Source organism: Sphingomonas sp. AP4-R1, from assembly GCF_013113735.1.
In the GTDB taxonomy this organism is placed as follows: domain Bacteria; phylum Pseudomonadota; class Alphaproteobacteria; order Sphingomonadales; family Sphingomonadaceae; genus Sphingomonas_I.
Map to the genome: position 1 here is coordinate 4079111 of NZ_CP053346.1, position 18086 is coordinate 4097196.

The 18086-nt window shown below is 67.2% G+C and carries 19 protein-coding genes and 1 riboswitch; of the genes, 11 read left to right on the top strand and 8 right to left on the bottom strand.

The genetic code is table 11. The annotated features are described in order from the left end of the window. Positions 1–27: 27 nt before the first annotated feature. The 5 genes from gcvPB to HL653_RS18625 all read right to left on the bottom strand — a co-directional run bounded on the left by gcvPB (position 28) and on the right by HL653_RS18625 (position 5465). Entirely contained in the window at positions 28–1590 is a 1563-nt protein-coding gene (gene gcvPB, locus HL653_RS18605) for an aminomethyl-transferring glycine dehydrogenase subunit GcvPB (RefSeq protein ID WP_171745829.1), read from the bottom strand. Beyond that, positions 1587–2954 (bottom strand): aminomethyl-transferring glycine dehydrogenase subunit GcvPA, encoded by a 1368-nt coding sequence (gcvPA, locus tag HL653_RS18610; RefSeq protein ID WP_171745830.1) that lies wholly within the window; start codon positions 2952–2954, stop codon positions 1587–1589. The genes gcvPB and gcvPA overlap by 4 nt, the downstream gene beginning before the upstream one ends. Positions 2955–2968: 14 nt before the next feature. Next, positions 2969–3340, bottom strand: a complete 372-nt coding sequence (gcvH, locus tag HL653_RS18615; protein ID WP_171745831.1) for a glycine cleavage system protein GcvH — start codon at positions 3338–3340, stop codon at positions 2969–2971. Further along, the gene (gene gcvT / locus HL653_RS18620; RefSeq protein WP_171745832.1) at positions 3340–4488 is read right to left on the bottom strand and encodes a glycine cleavage system aminomethyltransferase GcvT; all 1149 of its coding nucleotides are present in this window, start codon (positions 4486–4488) and stop codon (positions 3340–3342) included. Before gcvT ends, gcvH begins: the two co-directional genes overlap by 1 nt. 170 nt (positions 4489–4658) lie before the next feature. Beyond that, a riboswitch (glycine riboswitch) is annotated at positions 4659–4750 on the bottom strand. 100 nt (positions 4751–4850) lie between these two features. Beyond that, entirely contained in the window at positions 4851–5465 is a 615-nt protein-coding gene (locus HL653_RS18625; RefSeq protein WP_253717057.1) for a hypothetical protein, read from the bottom strand. 167 nt (positions 5466–5632) lie between these two features. Between HL653_RS18625 and ispH the strand changes: the two genes are divergently transcribed. From ispH to rnhA, 3 genes are read left to right on the top strand one after another with little or no spacing between them, the layout of a single operon-like run. After that, positions 5633–6622 carry a 4-hydroxy-3-methylbut-2-enyl diphosphate reductase gene (gene ispH / locus HL653_RS18630; RefSeq protein WP_171745833.1) on the top strand — a complete coding sequence of 330 codons (990 nt, stop codon included), beginning with the start codon at positions 5633–5635 and terminating at the stop codon, positions 6620–6622. Between the two features lie 10 nt (positions 6623–6632). Next, on the top strand, positions 6633–7592 hold the full coding sequence (gene thrB / locus HL653_RS18635; RefSeq protein WP_171745834.1) for a homoserine kinase: 960 nt from the start codon (positions 6633–6635) through the stop codon (positions 7590–7592). Further along, the gene (rnhA, locus tag HL653_RS18640; RefSeq protein ID WP_171745835.1) at positions 7589–8047 is read left to right on the top strand and encodes a ribonuclease HI; all 459 of its coding nucleotides are present in this window, start codon (positions 7589–7591) and stop codon (positions 8045–8047) included. Before thrB ends, rnhA begins: the two co-directional genes overlap by 4 nt. A gap of 7 nt (positions 8048–8054) precedes the next feature. Here rnhA and HL653_RS18645 read toward each other — a convergent pair whose 3' ends face one another. Further along, positions 8055–9152: an FAD-binding oxidoreductase gene (locus tag HL653_RS18645; RefSeq protein WP_171745836.1), complete on the bottom strand. Its 1098-nt coding sequence runs from the start codon at positions 9150–9152 to the stop codon at positions 8055–8057. A gap of 89 nt (positions 9153–9241) precedes the next feature. Here HL653_RS18645 and HL653_RS18650 point away from each other — a divergent pair, with 89 nt between their 5' ends. From HL653_RS18650 to HL653_RS18685, 8 genes are all read left to right on the top strand, one after another. Continuing rightward, entirely contained in the window at positions 9242–9667 is a 426-nt protein-coding gene (locus tag HL653_RS18650; protein WP_253717068.1) for a prepilin peptidase, read from the top strand. Positions 9668–9710: 43 nt separating this feature from the next. After that, positions 9711–10730 (top strand): Flp pilus assembly protein CpaB, encoded by a 1020-nt coding sequence (gene cpaB, locus HL653_RS18655; RefSeq protein ID WP_171745838.1) that lies wholly within the window; start codon positions 9711–9713, stop codon positions 10728–10730. Beyond that, complete coding sequence (locus HL653_RS18660) at positions 10730–12346, top strand: type II and III secretion system protein family protein (protein WP_253717070.1); 1617 nt, start codon at positions 10730–10732, stop codon at positions 12344–12346. Before cpaB ends, HL653_RS18660 begins: the two co-directional genes overlap by 1 nt. A 14-nt stretch (positions 12347–12360) precedes the next feature. After that, on the top strand, positions 12361–12729 hold the full coding sequence (locus HL653_RS18665; protein ID WP_171745839.1) for a CpaD family pilus assembly lipoprotein: 369 nt from the start codon (positions 12361–12363) through the stop codon (positions 12727–12729). Between the two features lie 2 nt (positions 12730–12731). Further along, positions 12732–13985, top strand: a complete 1254-nt coding sequence (locus tag HL653_RS18670) for a pilus assembly protein CpaE (protein WP_171745840.1) — start codon at positions 12732–12734, stop codon at positions 13983–13985. 13 nt (positions 13986–13998) lie between these two features. Beyond that, the gene (locus tag HL653_RS18675) at positions 13999–14964 is read left to right on the top strand and encodes a type II secretion system F family protein (protein ID WP_171745841.1); all 966 of its coding nucleotides are present in this window, start codon (positions 13999–14001) and stop codon (positions 14962–14964) included. After that, positions 14964–15950, top strand: coding sequence for a type II secretion system F family protein (locus HL653_RS18680; protein ID WP_171745842.1), 987 nt, complete (start codon positions 14964–14966; stop codon positions 15948–15950). The genes HL653_RS18675 and HL653_RS18680 overlap by 1 nt, the downstream gene beginning before the upstream one ends. A gap of 87 nt (positions 15951–16037) precedes the next feature. Continuing rightward, a complete protein-coding gene (locus HL653_RS18685) occupies positions 16038–16538 on the top strand; it encodes a hypothetical protein (RefSeq protein ID WP_171745843.1) in 501 nt (166 codons plus the stop codon). 157 nt (positions 16539–16695) lie between these two features. Here HL653_RS18685 and HL653_RS18690 read toward each other — a convergent pair whose 3' ends face one another. Together HL653_RS18690 and HL653_RS18695 are read right to left on the bottom strand one after the other, a co-directional pair. Further along, entirely contained in the window at positions 16696–17541 is an 846-nt protein-coding gene (locus tag HL653_RS18690; RefSeq protein WP_171745844.1) for an EF-hand domain-containing protein, read from the bottom strand. Then, the gene (locus HL653_RS18695) at positions 17538–17951 is read right to left on the bottom strand and encodes a hypothetical protein (protein ID WP_171745845.1); all 414 of its coding nucleotides are present in this window, start codon (positions 17949–17951) and stop codon (positions 17538–17540) included. The genes HL653_RS18690 and HL653_RS18695 overlap by 4 nt, the downstream gene beginning before the upstream one ends. Positions 17952–18086: the final 135 nt, after the last annotated feature.

Sequence of the window (18086 nt, forward strand, 5' to 3'; positions counted from 1 at the left end):
AAAAAGTTAATATTCCATTTCGGTGTCTTAATCGACGGATTTGCCGCCCTGCCAGGTCAGCACGGGCTTGCGGGCGGCGCCGGTCTCGTCGAGTCGGCGGCGCGGCGCGTAAAAAGGCGCCGACTTCAGGCTCAGGTCCCCTGCCCGCGCCCGCTCCGCCACCGAGCGCAACGCGCCGATGAACTGGTCGAGCGACGCCTTGCTTTCCGTCTCGGTCGGCTCGATCAGCATCGCGCCATGGACGACGAGCGGGAAATACATCGTCATCGGGTGGAAGCCCTCGTCGATGAGCGCCTTGGCGATGTCCATCGTCGACAGACCTTCGGCCAGCCCCTCGTCCGAGAACAAAGCCTCGTGCATGCAGGGGCCGCTCTCGCCGAACGGCGCGTCCAGCACGTCATCCAGTTCGCGCAGCACATAATTGGCGTTCAGTACCGCATCTTCGGCCACTTGGCGAAGACCGTCGGCGCCATGGCTCATCATGTAAGACATCGCCCGCGTGAACATGCCCATCTGACCGTTGAAGGCTGCCATGCGGCCGAAGCTCTGCGAGTGATTCGCGTCGGCGGTCTCTTCCTCGACGAGGATGAAGGCATCGCCCTTCTTCTCGATATAAGGCAGCGGCGCGAACGGCGTCAGCGCTTCCGACAGCACAACCGGACCGGCACCCGGACCGCCACCGCCATGCGGCGTGGAGAAGGTCTTGTGCAGGTTGATGTGCATCGCATCGATGCCCAGATCACCCGGACGCACGCGGCCCACGATCGCGTTGAAGTTGGCGCCGTCGCAATAGACGAGCGCGCCCGCCGCATGCACCGCCGCGCAAATCTCGACCATCTCGCGCTCGAACAGACCGCAGGTGTTCGGATTGGTGATCATCACCGCCGCCACGTCCGGCCCAAGCCGAGCTTCCAGCGCGGCGCGATCGACGCGGCCGGCCTTGGTCGCCGGAATCGTCTCGACCGAATAGCCGCAGAAAGCCGCCGTCGCCGGATTCGTGCCATGCGCGCTCTCGGGCACCAGCACCACCTTGCGCGCGTCGCCGCGCGCTTCCAGCGCGGAGCGGATCGCGAGCAGACCGCACAGTTCGCCATGCGCGCCGGCCTTCGGGCTCATCGCCACCGACTTCATGCCGGTCAGCTTGATCAGCCATTCGCCCAGCACGTGGATCAGCTCGTAGGCGCCCTGCACCGTCTCGGCCGGCTGCAGCGGATGGACGTCCGCGAAACCGGGAAGGCGCGCCATCCGCTCGTTCAGGCGCGGATTGTGCTTCATCGTGCACGAACCCAGCGGGAACAGGCCGAGATCGATCGCATAATTCTGGCGGCTGAGGCGCGTATAATGGCGCACCGTCTCCGGCTCGGACAGGCCGGGCAGGCCGATCGAGGCGCTGCGCTCCAGCCCGCCGAGGCGCGAGGCCACCGCAGGCACCGCATCGAAATCGACGCCGCAGCTTTCGGTATCGCCGATCTCGAAGATCAGCGGCTCTTCCAGCATCAGGCCACGATTGCCGGTGAACGTGCCGTCCCGGCTCTCGTCATTGGCCGCCAGGGCGCGCTCGGGGCGCCAGCCGCTCGGGTTGATCGTCATGCCAGCGCCTCCTCGAGAGCGCTCGCAAGCCGCTCCACATCTTCATCACTCGTCGTCTCGGTCACGGCCACCACCAGGCCGTTGGCGAGCGACTCCACGCCCGGATAGAGGCGGCCCAGCGCCACGCCGCCGAGAATGCCCTGCTTTGCCAGCGCACGCACGATCGGCCGCGCTTCCTTCGACAGGCGCAGCGTGAACTCGTTGAAGAAGCTGCCATTGACCAGCTCGACCCCCGGCACCGCCGCCAGCCGCTCGGCCGCGAGAACGGCGCGGGCATGGTTGACGCTCGCCAGCTTGCGCAGACCCGCTTCGCCCAGAAGGCTCATGTGGATCGTGAAGGCCAGCGCGCAAAGCCCTGCATTCGTACAGATATTGCTCGTCGCCTTCTCGCGGCGGATATGCTGCTCGCGCGTCGAGAGCGTCAGCACGTAACCGCGCTGGCCCGCCGCATCGACGGTTTCGCCGCACAGGCGGCCCGGCATCTGGCGCACATATTTCTCGGAGCAGGCGAACAGGCCGACATAGGGCCCACCGAAGTTGAGGCCGACGCCGAGCGACTGGCCTTCGCCGACGACGATGTCCGCGCCCATCTCGCCCGGGCTCTTGATCGCGCCCAGCGCGACCGGCTCGGTCACGACCGCGATCAGCAGCGCGCCCTTGGCGTGGGCTGCCGCCGCCAGCTCGGTCAGATCGCCGACATGGCCGAGGATGTTCGGATTCTGGACAACGACGCAGCTCGTCTCGCTGTCAATCGCCGCCAGCAGAGCCGCCATGTCGTCACCCGGCGCGCCGTCGGCGAGCGTGGGCGTGGAGGTCACCAGCGTATCGCCGGTGAACTTCGCCATCGTGTTGCACAGCGACACGTAATGCGGGTGCAGGCCGGCCGACAGGATCGCCTTGGAGCGCTTGGTGATGCGCCGCGCCATGCCGATCGCCTCCCAGCAGGCGGTCGAGCCGTCATACATCGAGGCGTTGGCGACATCGCACCCATAGAGGCGCGCCACCTGGCTCTGGAATTCGAACAGCACCTGCAGCGTGCCCTGCGCGATTTCCGGCTGATAGGGCGTGTAGCTCGTCAGGAATTCACCGCGCTGGATGATATGATCCACGCTGGCGGGAATGTGATGACGATAGGCACCGCATCCGATGAAGAAGGGCGATTCCCCGGCCACCAGATTCTTGGAGGCCATCGCCTTCAGCTGGCGCTCGACGGACAGCTCCGACGCATGGAGCGGCAGATCCTGGATCACGCCGGGGAGGCGCGCCGCTTCGGGCACGTCCGCGAACAGCGCATCGATCGAGGGCGCCCCGATGGAGGCCAACATGGTGGCCCGGTCCCCATCGGACAACGGCAGGTAACGCATCGTCCGTAAACTCCTCAGAGGCCGTCAACAAAGGCCTTGTACGCGGTCTCGTCCATCAGGCCTTCCAGCTCGCTCGTGTCGGAGAGCGTCAGCTTGAAGAACCAACCCTCGCCCTCGGGCGCGGTGTTGGCGAGCGCGGGATCACCCTCGAGCGCGGCATTGCCCTCGACGATCTCGCCGGAGACGGGCGCATAGATGTCGGACGCGGCCTTCACCGATTCCACGACCGCCGCTTCCTTGCCCTTGGCCACCTGCGTGCCGGCGGAGGGAACCTCGACGAACACGATGTCACCCAGCTGGGATTGCGCGTAATCCGTGATCCCGACCGTAGCGACATCTCCCTCCACCGCGATCCATTCGTGTTCACGCGTGTAGTAGGTCGTCATCACTTGGCTCCTTTGCGGAAATAACGTTGCGGAACGAACGGCATGGCGGTGACGGTGGCGGCGATGCGCTTGCCCCGCACTTCGATCTCGAGCGCGGTGCCCAGAGCCGAACGATCCGTATTCACATAACCCATGGCGATCGGCGCCTGCAGGCTCGGCGCATGGCCGCCCGAGGTGATCGTGCCGATGGCCTGATCGCCGTCATAGATGGTGGCGCCTTCGCGCACCGGCTGACGGCCTTCGACGGTGAGGCCGACGCGCTTGGTGGGCGGGCCGTCCTTGAAATAGCCGATCGTGCGCTCGGCACCGGGGAAGCCGCCCTCGGCGCGGCGGCGCTTCGGCACGGCGAAGCCCAGCGCGGCCGTGGCCGGATCGATCGTCTCGTTCAGATCATGGCCGTAGAGCGGAAGCCCCGCTTCCAGACGCAGCGAGTCGCGCGCGCCCAGACCGATCGGCTTCACCTCCGGCATCGCCAGCAGCGCCTCGGCGACCGCCTCGGCACTGTCCTGCGGGATCGAGATTTCGAAACCGTCCTCGCCGGTATAACCCGAACGGCTGACCCAGGCGGAGACGCCCGCGATCGTGAAGGCGCCCGCTTCCATGAAGCTCAGCTCGGCCACGCCCGGCGCCAGCCGCGCCAGCGCATCGACCGCCTTGGGCCCCTGCAGCGCCAGCAAGGCCTGATCGCCGCGATGGTTGAGGTTCAGGCCTTCCGGCAGCTGCTCGTGCAGATAGCCGATATCGTCCCACTTGGTCGCGCCGTTGACGACGACGTAGAAGTCGCCAGCCTCTTCCTCGAACGGATTGGCCGCGGGCAGCCGCGTCACCATCAGGTCGTCGAGAATGCCGCCATCCTGCGCCAGCAGCAGCGAATAGCGCATCTTGCCCTCACCGAGGCCCTTGATGTCGCCCGGCAGGATCGTCTCCAGCGCCGCATCGGCATCCGCGCCGGACAGGGTCAGTTGGCCCATATGGCTCACATCGAACAGACCCGCATTCTCGCGAGTCCACAGATGCTCGGCCATGATGCCATCATACTGGATCGGCATATGGTAGCCGGCAAACGGCACCATGCGCCCTCCCAGGGTGCGATGCCATGAATCGAGAGGCAGAGCCTCGATAATCTCAGGTACGTCTTCGTCACTCATGCGCGAACTCCGTGGCCGAACGTGCAAGGGCCACTATGACCGACAATAGTCGCACAGCCCCCTGCCCCCTCTGTCACGAAACCTGAGAGCTTTCACGGACCCCCGCAGGCCCGCTTACCCCTTCGGTGGGTCGACGCGAAAGATGCGTCGACCGCTTTCCAGAGCGTCTTGTCGAACGCGCGGTCCTTGGACCTGAGAGTTTCCGGGGCGGTTGCTCCTTCGGCGGCCGAACTGGGGCTCGACCTTCTCCCGCGCGTCCGTCCATCGATGAACGATGGCGACCGACAAGGGATGGCTCGCCGCAGATGCGAAGTCAATCTGCCGTTGGGATTTCAATCAAATATCGACGATTCCCGCACGGATCAGCGAGTCGCGTTGTAAGCGAGTTGGGATTGCGTCAATTGAAAGCCGATTAGCAGCTCGAAACTGGCTTTGCTGACGGCCGAGCGGGTCCGCGGGTCCGACATCGGATCGACCGAAGCATCCGCATCCGTTGCTTTTCGCTTCCGGTTGAGCTGCATCGAGATGTTGTCGGGCAGCGATGCCGCCGCGCGATCCACCTCGGCGCCGGCCGCGGCGCGCCCCTTACCCAAGACTTGCCCGTCGTCAAAGTGCACGACGACATTGCCTATCTGTTTTGAGACGATCTGCGTGCCGGCCCGCATCACGGTGGCGAAATAAGGCAGCGTGATATCGCGGGCGCCCGACGGGCTCGCCCGGCGCGCGACGACGTCGAACGTCACGCTCGCCTTCACCGGCGACGCCGCCTGATCGCACACCGTCTGCACGTTGGTGATCGTGGCGGCCACGTCCAGCGCGCGCGCGTCGCGGCTTTCCTGCGGGCTGAAGAGCGCGAGGTCGCCCGTATAATCGGGCACGGCGACCGCCGGGCACACCGAGCGGGTCACCTTCATGCCCAGCGTCTCGTCGAGCTGATTCTTGGCCGCGCAGCCGGCCACCAGCGTCGCCGCCAGCAAACCCAGAGCGGACCGGGCCGAAACCGACCGGATCGAGGTTGACGAGAAAAACGTCACGCGATTCTTCCTCTTGATCAGAGACCGATCCTCTTCGGCCGATCGTAGACAGGCTGCGGCTCATAGGAACCGGCTTTCGTGGAGGCAAGCAAGCGCGTAAGGGCTTTGCGATGGACGACAGACTTGCCGCCCCCCAGATTGCGGCGACGCACCCCACGAACCTGCCGCCGCTGCAGCTTCTGATCGCGGCCCCGCGCGGATTCTGCGCCGGCGTGGACCGGGCGATCCGCATCGTGGAGCTGACGCTCCAGAAATATGGCGCGCCGGTCTATGTCCGGCACGAGATCGTCCACAATCGCTTCGTGGTCGATGCGCTGCGCGAGAAGGGCGCGATCTTCGTCGAGGAACTGGACGAGGTGCCGGATGGCCGCCCCGTCGTCTTCTCGGCGCATGGCGTGCCCAAGGTCGTGACCGGCGATGCCGAGGATCGCGGCCTCGATTATGTCGACGCCACCTGCCCACTCGTCTCCAAGGTGCATCGCCAGGCCGAACGCCTGATCAAGGACGGGCGCCACATCCTGTTCATCGGGCATAGCGGCCATCCGGAGGTGATCGGCACGCTGGGCCAGGTCCCGGAAGGCGCCATCACGCTGATCGAGACGATCGACGACGTGGCCCGCATCGCTCCGGCCGATCCCGAAGCGCTGGCCTTCCTGACCCAGACGACCCTGTCCGTGGACGACACGGCCGAGATCATCGCCGCGCTGCGCGAACGCTTTCCCGCCATCGCCGCGCCGCGCGGCGAGGACATCTGCTACGCGACGTCGAACCGGCAGGCGGCGGTCAAGCAACTCGCGGTCCAGTGCGATGCCGTGCTGGTGCTGGGGTCGCCCAATTCGTCCAACTCGGTGCGGCTCGCCGAAGTGGCCAAGCGCGAGGGAACGCGGGCGCTGCTGATCGAACGGGCCACCTGTCTGGACATGACCTGGCTGGACGGCGTCCGCACGCTGGGCATCACGGCCGGCGCCAGCGCTCCCGAAATCCTCGTGCGCGAGCTGGTCGAGCGCCTTGCCCAACATTTCTCCATTCATGAGAAAGAGTTGGACGGTATTGTTGAAACGATGATCTTCAAGCTGCCCCGCAGCCTCGAAGTCGCCTGATCGGATCGACATGGCCGTCTATACGCAGGTTTCTGCCGAGCAGCTTGGTGCGCTGCTCACCCGTTTCGATCTCGGCGATCTGGTGTCCGCCAAGGGCATTGCCGAGGGTGTCGAGAACAGCAATTATTTCGTTCAAACAACGCGATGCCGGCTGATCCTCACGCTTTACGAGAAGCGCGTGGACGTGTCCGATCTCCCCTTCTTCCTGGGGCTGCTCGATCATCTGGCGGGACGCGACCTGCCTGTTCCACGCGCCTTCACGGATCATGAGGGGCGGCAGATCCAGGAAGTGGCCGGCCGCCCGGCCTGCCTGATCGAATTCCTGCCCGGCGTCTCCGTCAGCCACCCCACGCCCGCGCACGCGCGCGCCTGCGGCGAGGCGCTCGGCCGGATGCATGCGGCGCTGGTCGATTTCACGCCCGAGCGCGCCAACGCGCTGGGCCCGGATGGCTGGCGCGAGCTGGCGAGCCGATGCGGCGCGGATCTCGACGCGATCGAGCCGGGCCTGCGCGCCGATATCGAGGGCGAACTGGCATGGCTCGCCGCCTCATGGCCGGCCACTCTGCCGCATTCGGCGATTCACGCCGATCTGTTCCCCGATAATGTCCTGATGCTGGGCGATACGGTCGCGGGCGTGATCGATTTCTACTTCGCCTGCACGGACATCCGCGCATGGGATCTCGCCGTCACCCACACCGCCTGGTGCTTCGCGAATGACGGCACCGGTTACGATCCGGCGCTCGGTCGCGCGCTGATCGAGGGGTATGACGCCGCTTTCCCGCTCTCGCCCGAGGAGCGCGCGGCCTTTGCCATACTCGCGCGCGGCGCCTGCGTGCGCTTCCTGCTGACCCGCGCGTGGGACTGGCTCAACACGCCCGCCGACGCGCTGGTGACGCGCAAGGATCCGCTCGCCTTCCACCGGCGGCTCCAGCATTACCGGGCCGCCAGCGCCGAAAGCCTCGGCCTGTGAGCGAAGCGACCCTCGTCGAGATCGCCACCGATGGCGCGTGCAAGGGCAATCCCGGTCCCGGTGGCTGGGGCGTGCTGTTGCGCGCGGGCGAAACGGAGCGCGAAATGTCCGGCGGCGAGCCGCTGACGACCAACAATCGCATGGAGCTGATGGCCGCGATCAAGGGACTCGAGGCGCTGAAGCGCCCCTGCCGCGTGAAGCTCTCGACCGACAGCCGCTACGTGCTGGACGGACTGACCAAATGGATCGCAGGCTGGCAGCGCAACGGCTGGAAGACCGCGTCCAAGCAGCCCGTGAAGAATGACGATCTGTGGCGCGCCTTGCTCGATGCCGCCAAGCCGCACCGGATCGAGTGGGTCTGGATCAAGGGCCATGCCGGCCATCCCGACAATGAGCGCGCCGACAAACTGGCGAGCGACGCCGCCATCTCACAGATCCGCAACAAGACCCGGTAAAGCGCTGTTATACGGAGAATCTCTTCGGAGAATAAACCTCCGCATCGATCGCGCGGACCAAGCTGTCCGCCGCCCGGTCCATGAGCAAGGCGGCCCCGATCGCCGCGGCGGCCGGGGCGGTCTGGATACCGAAACCGCCCTGCCCGGCGAACCAGAAGAAACCCGGCGCGCGATCGTCATAGCCATAGACCGGCGCGCGATCGGGCGCGAAGCTGCGAAGCCCCGCCCAGTTCCGCTCGCGCCGCAGAATGCGCCAGTCGACCGCATGCTCGAACCGGTCGATCGCGATCGCCACATCCAGTTCCTCCGGGGCGACGTCATGCGGCGGCACTGGCGTCTCGTCATGCGGCGACAGCCATAGCCGTCCGCCCGCCTCCGGCTTGAAATAGAAGCGGCCCAGCGCGTCCATCACCAGCGGCAGATCGGCGGCGGCGGCGGGATCGGTCGCCAGCTGGATCACCGTCCGGCGATGCGGCGTGATCCCGATCGGCGACGCCCCCGCCATCGCGGCGATCGGGCTGGCCCAGGCTCCGGCCGCGTTCACCACGATGTCGGCCCGCACCATTCCGGCCCGCGTTTCCAGATTCCAGCCCCCCGACGAACGATGGGCCGCGACGACGGCGGCATCGGTGATCAGGTCCGTCCCGCCACGACGCGCCGCCGCCAGCGCATCGGCATGATAGCGCGCGACATCGATGTCCTGGCAGCTATTCTCTTCCAAAGCTGCCCCGTAAGACGCTGATATACCGGGTATCCGTGCCTCGATCTCCGCACGTGCCACGGGCCGCAGAACGGGTGCCCGCCCCGCGAAGTTCGCCGCCAGCGCGTCCAGCGCCGCTTCTCCTTCGGCATCCGCGATATGGAGGCAGGATCGCGGGGCCAGATAGGGTGCGAGCCCCTGTTCGGAGGCCGTCGTCAGCGGCTGCACCATCGGCCCGCCATAGCTTTCGGACCAGAAGGCCGCCGAGCGGCCGGTGGAATGATAGCCCGGCTGCGCCTCGCCCTCGATCAGCAGCACGCGCGCGTGGGGCGTCAGTTCGGCCGCCAGCGTCGCGCCGGCGATTCCCGCGCCGACGATGGCGATATCGGTGGTCCAGCTTGGCATTGCCGGCGTGGTTACGGTTTTGAAAGCGCCCGCGTCTAGTGCGTGATCGGATGACGCTCTCCGTTCTTCTCCTTGGCGCGCTGGGCGCGATGCTGCTCGTCGCGGCCATGGGCGATATCCGCACGCGGATTATCCCGAATCGGCTGAATTTGGCCATCGCCCTCCTCGCCCCCCTGTTCTGGTGGGCGAACGGGGAATCGGGCGGCGCGATAGGGCTGCATCTGGGCTTCGCGGGCGGCGCGCTCGTCCTGTTCGGCGCATTGTTCGCGGCCGGAATGATGGGCGGCGGCGACGTGAAGCTGATCGTGGCGCTCGCCTTGTGGCTGCCGCCGATGGCGATGCTCACCATGCTCGTCTGGATGGCGGTCGCAGGCGGCGTCCTCACCGTGATTATGCTGGCGATCCATGCACTTCGCCGCGCGCCGGGCCGGCCGGAAGTGCCGTATGGCGTGGCCATCGTGGCAGCGACATTCCTCGTGATGGCAAACGATATTTTAACCCAGACGGCCGCATGACCCCATCCGCCCGAGTGGCGGAAAAAGGGACTTTGAGGCTGCAATGAACTCACGAAAGCTGATGCTGATGGCCGGGGCGCTCGTCTTCGCGCTCATTTCGGCCATGCTGGCCCGAAGCCTCGTCGGGGGCAGCCCCGCCGCCACCGCCCAGGCCGCGTCCGCGCCGGTCGTCACCGGGCCCGAAGTTCTCGTCGCCACCCGCGCGCTGCCGGCGGGCACGATCATCACCCCGGATGCCTTCCGCTATCAGCCCTGGCCGAACGAGCTCGTCCAGCAGGCTTATTATATTCGCGGCACGACCGATCAGCAGACGCTGAACGGCACCGTCGTCCGCTTCCCGATCACCGCCGGCCAGCCGATCACGCAGGGCGCTCTGGTGAAGCCCGGCGATCGCGGCTTCCTCGCCGCCGCTCTGGCCCCCGGCATGCGCGCCGTGACCATCTCGGTCAGCATGGCGAGCGGCGTGGCGGGCTTCGTCTTCCCCGGCGACCGCGTCGATCTGCTGCTGACCCAGTCGGTGTCCGGCGGCGGCGATGGCGAGCCGCTGAAGGCCTCCGAAACGATCGTCCGCAACCTGCGCGTGCTGGCGACCGACCAGAAGACCGACAAGAGCGTCGACGATGCCGGCAAGACGGTCGTCACCGCTTTCTCGAACGTCACGCTGGAGGCGACCCCCAAGCTGTCCGAGAAGATCGCCGTCGCGCAGACGATGGGCTCGCTCTCGCTCTCGCTCCGCCCGATCGCCGACGATCGTATGGAGCTGGAGCGCCAGATCGCGGCCGGCGAGATCACGCTGCCCGAAAAGGGCGATGCGAAGGCCGAGAAGCAGATGATGCTGCAGATCGCCGCCCGCCCGGTGGAGACCGATACCTTCACCACCGGCGCCGAAGTGTCGCGCTTCGCCCGCGGCGGCGTGCCCGGCAAGAGCGAGGCGCAGGCGACCGCTCCGGCGCAGCCCGCCCCTGCGTCTTTCGCACAGGCCGCGACGCGCGCGCACGGCCCGGTCATCACCATCGCGCGTGGACAGACAGTCACCGAGACGAGCGTCGGGCAGGGAAATTGATGATGCGTTCCACCTCTAAGCTTGCCCTCACCGCGACGAGCGTCGCCGGGCTCGCCGCCGCCACCTTCGTCGCCGTGCCGGAAACCGCGCTGGCGGCCGGCGCCGCGCCGATCGCGGCCGTCGCCGCCGCCGATACGCTGACCACCGTCGACATGGCGGGCGGTTCGGCTCTGGCGGACGTGGCGGCCGGCGATGCGGGCCGTGCCGCCCCGCGTCCCGCCGATCGCTCCGTCCCGCGCGCGCAGGCGCCGGGTCGCGCGCTGTCGCTCTCGGTCGGCACCGGCCAGCTGATCGTGCTGCCGCGCGCCATCACCGGCATGTTCGTGGCGGACGACAAGGTCGCCGACGTCAACGTGAAGAGCCCCACCCAGCTCTATCTGTTCGGCAAGGGGCCGGGCCAGACCAGCGTCTATGCCACCGACAAGAGCGGCGCGGTCGTCTGGTCGACGCAGGTGCGCGTCGGCAACAACATCGCCGATGTCGGCGCCATGCTCCGCACCGCCTTGCCCGATCAGGACATCACCGCCACAAACATGTCCGGCATGGTGTTGCTGACCGGCACCGTCGTGGCACCCGCCGACGCCGAGGAGGCGCAGCGCCTCACGGAGCTGTTCACGGCCAACAGCGTGCCCGTGATCAACCATCTGAAGATCGCGACGCCCCAGCAGGTGAGCGTCCACGTCAAGATCGCCGAGGTCAGCCGCGAGATCAGCCGCCAGATCGGCGTCAATCTCACGTCCGGGGACTCCACCGGCGGCTTCAAGTTCGGTGTCACACAGGGTCGCTCTTTCAGCCCGCAATATACGCCCGGCGGCACGTTGTTCACGGGGGGAACGGAAAGCTCGGCTGGCACCAGCCTCATCACCGGCGCGGGGATCGGAAGCGCGCTCGGTTTCGCGGGCAAGATGTTCGGCGTGGATATCCTCGGCTCGCTCGATCTGGCGGAATCCCACGGCCTCGTCACGACGCTCGCCGAACCCACGCTGACCGCGCTCTCGGGCGAAACCGCGAGCTTCCTGGCCGGCGGCGAGATCCCGATCCCGCAGAGCCAGGGCCTCGGCACCGTCTCGGTGGAGTTCAAGCAATATGGCGTCAGCCTCTCGTTCACGCCGACCGTCCTGTCCGGCGGACGCATCGCGCTGCGTGTCCGCCCGGAAGTGTCGCAGCTGTCGGACAGCGGCTCGGTGAAGCTGAACGGCTTCACCATCCCGGCGCTGACGACGCGACGCGCGGATACGACGATCGAGCTCGGCTCCGGCCAGAGCTTCGTGATCGGCGGCCTGCTGCAGAACAGCCACAACAACTCCACCGACAAGGCGCCCGTGCTGGGTGACCTGCCGATCCTCGGCGCGCTCTTCCGGTCGAACACGTTCAAGAAGTCCGAAACCGAGCTGATGATCGTCGTCACGCCCTATATCGTGAAGCCGGTCGACGCGAACCGGATCGCGCTGCCGACGGACGGCTACAAGTCGGCCCGCCCCGTCGATCGCATCCTGGGCGACAAGCAGACCGATGGGCAGAGCGGACTGGATCGGCCGAAACCCTCGGTCGCGCCGTCGCCCGCGCCGGCTGCGGCTGCGGCCGCCACCCCCGCCGCCGCGCCTGCCCACTCCTGAGGAGGATGATCCCCATGAAGACGCTTCCCCTCATCGCGATCGTCGCGTCGCTCCCGCTGGCCGGCTGCGCCGTCGGCGATCGTGGCCTCGTCTCCCCGCACCAGCCGGTCGTGTCCGCCGCCGGCGCGACCGTGGCCAACTGCCCGGACTGGAGCGACCGGACCCTGCCCATGAGCGAGGGCCAGTCCAGCAATTACGGCTGCGCCACGGCGGTCAATCTGGCGGCAATGGTCGCCGATCCGAACGATCTCGTGCGCGGCCGCACCGACGTGGCCGCCGCCGCCGACGCCACCAAGGCGACACGTGCCATCAAGGCGTGGCGCGACATCGGCCCATCCGCGATGCGCGGCATCGAAAAGACCAGCTCGAAGGCGGGCAACTGATCATGAACGCACCCTTCCACCCCGGCCTCGCGCTGCGCGACCCCTTCAGCGCCTTCCTGAGCGACAGCGACAGCGATCAGGTCGTCCGCAACGTGATCGGCGCGATCGGCTGGCCGCTCGAGCGCATCCACGATGGCGGCATCCGCTATGCGGTGCAGACGCTCGCCGTCTCCGCCAGCCCGGCGATGCTGCTGATCGATCTGTCCGAATCCTCGGACCCGCTGGAGGACATTAACGGCCTCGCCGAAGTGTGCGAGCCGGGTACGATCGTGCTCGCCTGCGGCAAGATCAACGACGTGCGCTTCTATCGTCACCTGATCGCCAGCGGCATCCAGGATTATCTGCTGAAGCCCTTCACCGAGGATCAGCTGCACGAAGCGATCCTGCAGGCGCAGGCCTCGCAGGCGGGGCACCGCGACACCGAGGGCGATCCCGAGGTGCCGCACATGATGGCGGCGGTCGTCGGCGTTCGCGGCGGTGTGGGCGCCTCCACCCTCGCCGTCTCCATCGCATGGCTGCTGGCCGAGACGCGCCACCGCCAGACGGCCCTGCTCGATCTCGACGTCCACTTCGGCACGGGCGCGCTCGCGCTCGATCTGGAGCCGGGGCGCGGCCTGACCGACGCGATCGAAAATCCCAGCCGCATCGACGGGCTGTTCCTGGAGCGCGCGCTGGTCCGCGCGACGCCCCGGCTCGGCGTGCTCTCGGCCGAGGCACCGATCCATCAGCCTCTGTCGGGCGATGGCTCCTCCTTCTTCCAGCTGCAGGAGGAGCTTCGCAACGGCTTCGCCTGCACCGTGATCGATCTGCCGCGCCACATGCTGGTCGCGCATCCCGCGCTGCTCCAGACGATCGGCGTGATCGTGGTCGTGACCGAGCTGACGCTGGCGGCGACGCGCGACACGATCCGCCTTCTCTCCTGGTTCAAGTCCAATGCGCCGCAGGCCCGGATCGTGCTGGTCGCCAATCGCGTGCCGGCCGGCGGGATCGAGGAGATCAGCCGCAAGGATTTCGAGGCCTCGATCGAGCGCCCGGTGGATCTGGTGATCGGCTATGACGCGAAGGCGGTGTCCGATGCGGCCAAGCTCGGCAAGCCGCTCGCCGAATCCGCCAAGGCCGGCAAGATCGGGCAGGCGCTCGCCTCGCTCGCCACCTTGGTGATCGGTGAGGAGGAGGCCCAGCCGAAGAGCAAAAGCTCGCTGATCGGCCGGATCGGGGAGCTGAAATCCATCCTCCCGCGCAAGCGTCGCGCCTGAGCGGCCTCGGCTGATGCTGATCACCGCCCTCTTCCTCCTGCTGCTGCTCGGCGGCGCGGCCGTCGTGGTCGGCCTGCAGGAGCGCACGCAGCGCCGGGCCCGCAACCGTCGGCTGGAGGCACTCAAGGAGCGTCACGGCGCCGGCAACGTGATCGAGACGCAGCTTCGCAAGATCACCGCCGCGCACAATGCCGGCGGCCGGATCGAGAACAGCTTCGCGCGCCTTCTGCCCAATCCCGATCTGCTCCGCCGCCGGCTGGAGATGACCGGACGCAACTGGACGATCGGCCAATATGCCACCGGCTGCGGCATCGCCACCGCGCTCGCCTGGGCCGCATTGCTGATGCGCGGCACCTCGCTGCTGACGACCCTGTTCCTCGGCCTGCTGATCGGCATCGGCTTGCCCCATTTCATCGTCACCCGCATGGCGAAGACGCGCGTGCAGAAGTTCATCACGCGTTTTCCCGACGCGATCGAGCTGCTGGTGCGCGGCCTGCGTTCGGGGCTGCCCATCTCCGAGACGATGGGCGTCGTCGCCAATGAACTGCCCGATCCCGTGGGCAGCGAATTTCGCGCGGTGGCGGATCGGATGCGGATCGGCCGGACGATGGAGGCGAGCCTCCAGGAAACCGCCGACAAATTGCAGACGCCCGAATTCCAGTTCTTCGTCGTCAGCCTCGCCATCCAGCGCGAGACGGGCGGCAATCTGGCCGAAACGCTGGGCAATCTGGCCGACGTGCTGCGCAAGCGCATGCAGATGAAGCTGAAGATCAACGCCATGTCTTCGGAATCGAAGGCGTCGGCCTACATCATCGGATCGCTGCCCTTCATCGTCTTCGGCCTCATCTACTATATCAATCCGGCCTATATGGGCACCTTCTTCACCGATCAGCGCCTGATCTACACGGCGATGGGCGGCGGCATCTGGATGGGGATCGGCGTCTTCATCATGGGCAAGATGATCAATTTCGAGATCTGATGACGATGATGGCTCCCTTCCACGGCATCGATATGAACCTCGCCGGCACCGTGGCGTCGGCGGCGGCCTTCTTTTCGCTGATGATCGCCATCTATGCGGGCACCACGGCGCGCGATCCGATGGCGCGGCGCGTGAAGGCGCTGAACGAGCGGCGCGAGCAGCTGAAGGCGGGCATCACCGCCTCCACCCGCAAGCGCGCCAAGCTCACCGGCTCCAGCCAGACGACCGATCGGATGCGGAGCTTCCTGTCGGGCCTGAAAGTGCTGCAAGATACGCAGCTGAAGGAAGCGCAGACCAAGCTCTCGCAGGCCGGCATCCGTTCGAAGGACGCGGCCATCGCCGTGATCTTCGCCCGGCTGATGCTGCCGATCGTGCTGGGCGGATCGGCGGTGATCCTCGTCTATCTGATCGATATGTTCCCGGACTGGGGCTGGGCCAAGCGCTACGCGCTCGTCGCGGGGGCGCTGGTGCTGAGCTACAAGGCGCCGGACATCTATCTGAAGAATCTGATCACCAAGCGCACCGCCCTGATCCGCAAGGGCCTGCCCGATGCGCTCGATCTGCTGGTGATCTGCGCCGAGGCGGGCCTGACCGTGGACTCGGCCTTTTCCCGCGTGGCCCGCGAACTGGGCAAGAGCTATCCGGAGCTGGGCGACGAATTCGGCCTCACCGCGATCGAGCTGGGCTTCCTCACCGAACGGCGCATGGCGTTCGAGAATCTCGCCAATCGCGTCGCGCTCGATTCGATCCGGGGCGTGGTGACCACCATGATCCAGACCGAGAAATACGGCACCCCCCTCGCCTCCGCGCTGCGGGTGCTTTCGGCGGAATTCCGCCACGAACGCATGATGAAGGCCGAGGAAAAGGCCGCGCGACTCCCCGCGATCATGACGGTGCCGCTGATCCTGTTCATCCTTCCGGTGCTGTTCATCGTGATTCTGGGGCCCGCAGCCTGCTCGATCAGCGACAATATGATGAAAGGGTAAGGCGGAACCCTCTTACGGCGGTTGACGGAACGGCGTCGGGGCGTGATCGTTGCCCCGGCGAAACCGAAAAAGAGAGGCTGCCGCCTGATGCCCGCATTCACCACCCAACAATGGGTGATCCTGTTCCTCGTCTTCGTGCTTGGCTGGCTGCTCGGCCTGTTGTCCCGCTCCACCAAGAAGTGGCGCCGTGCGTATGAAGCCGAGCGCGACGCCCGCGTCGAGGAGCAGCGCGAGCATGCCGCGGCGATCGAGACGGCCGAAGCGCGGATCGTCGAGCTGGAGCGCGAGCGGACGGCGGCGGTCGCCCGGGCATCGGCCGCGATCGATCCGCCTCCCGCCTCCACGCTGGATCTGCGCCGCGACGATCTCAGCCTGATCCGCGGCCTCGGCCCCGAGGGCGAGCAGGACCTGAACGAGGAAGGCATTTACCGCTACGCCCAGCTCATCGGCATGACCCGCGCCGAAGAGGAGGAACTGGAAGACCGGCTCGGCGCCGATCGCGGCTACGTCCAGCAGGAGCAGTGGCGCGAGCAGGCGCAGTTGCTGCAGGACGGCGAGATCGCGGAGCATCGCGCCCGCTTCGCCTGAGACGGGGGCGCGTCACCTAACTCACTTCATCGTCATTGCGACCCCGGCCTTGAGCCGGGGGAAGCAATCCAATTCCTCGCCGTGCGGGCCTGGATTGCTTCGCTGCGCGCGCAATGACGGTTAATACAAACGACAGGCGCCGGGCTTCAGACGCCCATCAATTCCCGTCGGGCGGCGGCGGGCCCCGGTCGCCCTTATGCTCTCCCTTCCCGCCACGGTCGCGGAAGCGGGGACGCATCAACTTCGGCAGCTCCTTCGCCGTGATCGCGCCGTCGCCATTCGTATCCAGCAAGGCGAAGCGGCGGCCGGCGGCGTCGACGAATTCCTTGTCGCTCACGCTGCGATTGAGATCGGTGTCGGCTGCCGTCACCGGCTCCGGCGTGGCGATATAGCCGAAACGGCCGGCGCCGGCGGCGTGATAGGTATAGCCAGGCTTCGGACCGCCACCGCCGGGCGGAGGGCCATCGCCCATCCCGCCCATGCCGCCGCCACCCATTCCACCGCCACCCATGCCGCCACGATGACCGCCGCCCATTCCGCCACCGCGCCGGCCGCCACCGGGTCGGCCAGCACCGGGCGGCGGCGGGCCGTCACCAAAACCGCCGCCACCGCCTGCGCCGATCTCGGGCAGAAGATCCTGTTCGTAACGGTCGATCTCGCCGGGACCGATCTCGCCATTGTGATCGAGGTCCAGCGTATGGAAGAATCGCATCGCGTCGGCGAGGAATTCGGTGCGGCTGAGCTGGCCGTCCTGATTCCGGTCGACCCCGGCGAACCAGTCCTTTTCGGGCGCTTCGCCGCCCCGGAACGGCTCACCCATTGGGCTGACGAACAGCGGATAGCGCGGCCCCTGACGGCCATCGACGGTGATCTGGGGAGTGGCCTCGCCGTGGGGCGCAGCCGTGGCGGCGGCCGGAGCGGGCGTCGCCGTGGTGGGAGGGGTCTGGGCTGCGGCGGCGCTGCCGCCAAGCAAGGCGAGGCAAATCAGCGCGCGGCGGCTCACCGCCAGCGCCCCGACCGTCCGGTCATGAAGGAGAAGGCCGCCACGCCATTATTGCCGAGCGGCACGGCCGTGGTGCCGTAAAGCGCGTGGCCGCCGCGCGAATCCATCTCCATGCCGACCGTGCCGTGGATCTGCCGGCCGGCGCCGTTGATCGGCAGTTCGGAGTCGGGACGGCGCGCGGCCGCATCGAGAACGGCGGCGCGCTCGTCGGCAGACAAAGCGACGGTGCCCGGCGCGCCACCGGGAGCGGCCTGAGCAGCTGCCTCGGACGCGACCTGGGCGCTCGCCGGGAGCGCCAGCCCGGCGCAAAGGCCCGCCGAAACGGCCAGTCCCAGCAATCCGATCACGATCCGCGTCACGTCATTCTCCAATCCGTCCCCCGACAGACCTGAAAAGGCCTGTCGGTTCACTGAACGGATCCGCGCTGAACGCGCTCCTCATATCGCCTCGTCCCACCGTTCGTGCTGGGCTTGTCGAAGCACCGTTCTTTCTTCTGCGCTCTGGAGAAGAAGAAGAAGGACAGCCCCTCGACAGGCTCAGGGCAA